Source organism: Pseudomonas sp., from assembly GCF_026224925.1.
Taxonomy (GTDB): Bacteria; Pseudomonadota; Gammaproteobacteria; order Pseudomonadales; family Pseudomonadaceae; genus Aquipseudomonas.
In genome coordinates this window covers 1-4,502 of record NZ_JAMFRV010000517.1, presented here as the reverse complement: position 1 = coordinate 4,502, position 4,502 = coordinate 1, and the positions used below count along the sequence as shown (strand labels likewise).

Below are 4,502 nucleotides of genomic sequence, written 5' to 3'. Positions count from 1 at the left end.
CCCGCGAAATCCTCGATCAACTGGCGTCCATTGCCCCGTTGCATGTTGTGCGCGGCAACAATGATCTGGACTTCCCATGGGCAGAAAACCTCGCCGACCGCCTATGTTTCGAGCTCAACGGATGGAAAACCCTACTAGTGCATGACATCGCCGATGTCCCAGCGGTGCTCGATGCAGGCGTAAAACTGGTGATCACCGGCCATTCGCACAAGCCACGCATAGAATGGCGCGGCGAACAGCTCTACCTCAATCCCGGCAGCGCGGGCCGGCGGCGCTTCAAACTACCGGTGACGCTGGCTCTGATTGAGGTACTTGCGGGCTCGATTGAGGCGCAACTAGTCTCACTACTGGACTGAGTAATCCCAAGACAAAACAGGCGCACTTAAACCCTGCGCCTAGAGCGTTAATCGGCAGTGATTAGTCCCCTCCCTCGCACGCCACCTGAAGCCCCGATGGATTCTCCTGTCCCCAACTAAAAACATAACTTAAAGCAAATGGCAGCTGGGATTTTATCGCTGATCGAAGTATGTAAGCGGCGTTTTTCGCTATTTTAGCTATAAGATAATCATTAATAATTATTATATCTATCTCGATACAAAATGCTAAAAGCTGATTCAAATCTCGCCAAGCGTGCTACCAGACCTCTGCATTGACACAGATTCAAGGCTCACCGTGAGCCCTCGAATGCGCACGAAAACCAGTCAGGCGACTACCCGCAACATCACACACCACAACGCATCTGCCGGAGTTTCGTCCGGCAGCGCACGGAGCGATGCCTTGAACCTGACGCACCCCTACAGAAACACCTATCGACAGTCGAGCAATCGAACCCGCCTGCTGCCACTGACGTTACTGGCGTTTTCCGTCAGCCTGACGGTCCAGGCGCAGGAAAACGACGATAATGAAGATAAACGTTTGGCCACCGTGGTATCCACTGGCGTACGCGGTGCGGAACGGACCGTGGCCAAAAGCCCGGCCCCAATTGATGTAATTTCCGGCGACGCCATTCGCAAATCGGGCCGCGCCGGCTTGTCTGAGGTGCTGTCCAAACTGTTGCCGTCGATGAACTTCGGCTCCAACAACGGAGGACTCGGCCAAATCAACCGACCTTTGACCAACCGCAGCCTGGCGCCCGCTTACACACTGGTGCTGGTCAACGGCAAGCGTCGGCACAAGAACGCTTTCCCCGCCTCCGGCTCCGTCGACAACAGTGGCGCCAACAACGTCGACATCGACACCATTCCGGTGAGCGCGGTGCAACGCATTGAAGTACTCAAGGACAGCGCCGCAGCACAATACGGCTCCGATGCCGTGGCGGGGGTAATCAACATCATCCTCAAAGACGCTGCCAGCGGCGGCCATATTTCGGCGCAAACCGGCAAGCTGTACCAGGGCGACGGTGATTCGAGCCAGGTGGAGGGCGATGCCGGTTTCGGCCTGGGTGATGGCGGTTTCTTGCATGTCAGCGCCGACGCCCGCAAACGCGGCGCCGCAACCTACAACGACAAAGCTACCGGCAGTAACTGGTTCGCCCTGCCCAACGGCCAGCCCGACCCACGAGAAGCCAGCTGGGACCATGTTGGCCTGAAAAACGGCGACCCTGAACTGAAAAACTACAACCTAGCGTTCAACGCCGCACTGCCGATCAATGATCGGCTGGAAATCTACTCCAACGGCACCTATGGCGAGCAGGACGCCGTCATTGGAAACAACAAGCGCCGAGCCAACGGCGACGGCAATATTCTCGAACTGTTCCCCAACGGTTATTTTCCGACCAACAATATCCACTCCATCGACTATCAGGGGCTGGTCGGCGTACGCGGCGACTGGCAGGAGTGGAAGTGGGATGTGAGCAGCAGTCTTGGCCGCAACCGGGTCGAGCACGCCAGCGATTTCACCATCAACCCTTCGCTGGGGCCGAATTCACCCACGAGTTTTAACGACCTTGGTGCCTGGCAGAACACCGAATGGGTCAACAACCTGGACGTCAGCCGTGGCTACGACATCGGCCTGGCCAAACCGCTACAAGTCTCGTTGGGTCTGGAATATCGCCAGGAACGCTTCCAGACATTTGCCGGTGATGAAATTGGCTATCGCAATGGCGGCTATATCTACCCGGCCCTGCAACCCAATGGCAATCCGAATCCATTGGCTGGCCTGCCCGCGCAGGTCGGCGCCCAGGCAGCAACCATCGTGCGGCCTGAGTACGAGACGGATGTGGAGCGCAAAAGCTACGCCACCTACCTGGACCTGGGCATCAACCCGACAGACAAATGGTATCTGGGCGTTGCAGGGCGTTATGAGCACTTCGATGACAGCTCGGGCAGCACGTTCAATGGCAAATTCAACTCGCGCTACGACTTCACCAATACCTTCGCGATACGCGGCACCATTGGCTCAGGATTTCGCGCACCGTCCTTGACGCAAATCGGCTTCACCGACGCCAACAGCCTAACGGCGCGCAATCCAGACGGCAGTATCGTTCCGGCGTTGAACCTGCTGGCGCCGGTGGATTCGAAGATTTCCAAGGCCCTCGGTGCCGAGGACTTGAAAGCCGAGAAGACCTGGAACCTGGGCGCTGGTTTCGTCTGGCGTCCACTGCCAGCGTGGAACCTGACGGCCGATGCTTATCAAATCGACATCAAGGATCGCATCAGTCGCACCGAAGCCCTGTATGGACCGGCCCTGGCGGGCATCCTCGCCGACGCGGGCCTGGCGCCGGGCTACCGGGTTTCCTACTACGCCAACGCATTCGACACCCGCACCCGTGGCCTCGACGTTGTGAGCGATTACACCTGGCGGCCACAGGCACTGGGTATCGTGCGCTGGACTGCGGCCTTCAACTACAACAAGACCACCATCCTGTCGCAGAAAGCCCCACCCGCCGTACTGTCGACGCTGGGCGCCAACAGCGGCGGCAGCCTGACCTGGGTCGGCCGCTCGCGGGAAGGCGACCTCACTGAAGCCACGCCGAAAACCAAATGGGTACTGGGTGCCAACTGGTTGATCAAAGACTTCGACATCAACCTGCAAACCACCCGCTTCGGCAAGGTCAAGGCCCTGCAGCAACTGGAAAGTGGCGACCGCAGCTTCAGCGCCAAATGGATCACTGACTTGGACATCAGCTACGCGCTGACCGATGCCGTGACGGTATCACTGGGCGGCACCAACATCTTTGATGTGCGCCCCGACGCCAATGCCATCGCCAACAATACGGGTGGCTACATCTATGGCAACCCACCCTTCTCCCCGGCTGGCGGTTATTGGTACACCAAACTGGCGTACGACTTTTGACCGGATCCCGGCCTGTGTGAACCCCGGGGAAACGCGCTTGCTCGCGAAAGCGTCAGCCCTGAAACGTCATCAGTGCCTGATGCAGCGCATTCGTGAGCAATGCTCATTCCGACAAAATCCGTACACGCCAGCGCCTCAAATCATCAACGGCGGCTCGAACGCTGTGACCTCCGGCAACGCCTCATCCCAGCGGACGATTTCTACGCTGGCGGTCTGGGCCGAGCAGCCCTGGGACAGGCTGGACGCGCCGATGTCGGCGGTAATGACATTGGGGTTGCCATGTTTTTCCAGGCTGTTGGGTTGGCCATGCACCATAGGATCGAACCACGCCCCGGTCGCAATTTGCACCACGCCGGGACGAATGCCATCGGAGACGATGACGCCGGCCAGAAACGCACCTCGCTCGTTGAAGACCTTAACCACATCACCGTCGACGATCCCTCGGGCGCTGGCATCATGCGGATGGAGGCTCAAGGGTTCACGCTGCTGGATTTTCGACGCGCGGCTGTAGGCGCCATGGTCGTACTGACTGTGCAGGCGGGTCTTGGGCTGATTCGATAACAGCTGCAACGGGAATGTCTGCTTGGGTTTTTCCAGCCAGACCGGGTGACCGGGACAGTCGGCATAATCGAAGCTGGCTATGCGCTCGGAGAAGATCTCGATCCGTCCCGAAGGCGTCGGCAATGGATGTGCGTCAGGGTCGTCACGAAACGCCTTGAGCAGCACCGTGTCGCTTTCCGGGTAATCAATTTCAAAGATGCCGTCGCGCCAAAACTGATCATAGTCCGGCAGTTCGATGCCGTAGGTTTCGGCCCGCCCTCGCGACTCGTCATAAATGAAGCGCAACCAGGCGTCGGCATCGCGCCCCTCGGTAAAACCCTCGCCCAGCCCCAGGCGCTCGGACAGGTCAGCCAGGATCGAATAATCATCACGTGACTCGCCCACCGGCTCGATGGCCTGCTGCATGGCGATCATGAAACGGTCTGACGCGGAGCTGCCGATATCGTTGCGCTCCAGCGCTGTGGTCGCTGGCAGCACGATATCGGCGTATTTGGCCTGCGCGGTCCAGTATTGCTCATGGACGATGATGGTTTCCGGGCGCTTCCAGGCCTGCAGCAGTCGATTTAGGTCCTGATGGTGATGAAAAATATTGCCCCCCGCCCAGTACACAAGGCGGATATCTGGGTAATACAAATGCTGGCCGTTGT

The 4,502-nt window shown here is 58.6% G+C and carries 3 protein-coding genes; 2 read left to right on the top strand and 1 reads right to left on the bottom strand.

Features of this window, described 5'->3' with window-relative positions; translation table 11 throughout:
* Window positions 1–356: metallophosphoesterase family protein (locus tag M0974_RS21970; protein WP_297841666.1), on the top strand; the 356-nt coding region annotated here is incomplete at its 5' end.
* A 328-nt stretch (window positions 357–684) separates the two neighbouring features.
* Window positions 685–3,294, top strand: coding sequence for a TonB-dependent receptor (locus M0974_RS21965; protein WP_297841664.1), 2,610 nt, complete (start codon window positions 685–687; stop codon window positions 3,292–3,294).
* A gap of 135 nt (window positions 3,295–3,429) precedes the next feature.
* Here the strand turns inward: M0974_RS21965 and M0974_RS21960 are convergent.
* On the bottom strand, window positions 3,430–4,502 hold a 1,073-nt coding region (locus M0974_RS21960; RefSeq protein WP_297841661.1), incomplete at its 5' end, for a molybdopterin dinucleotide binding domain-containing protein.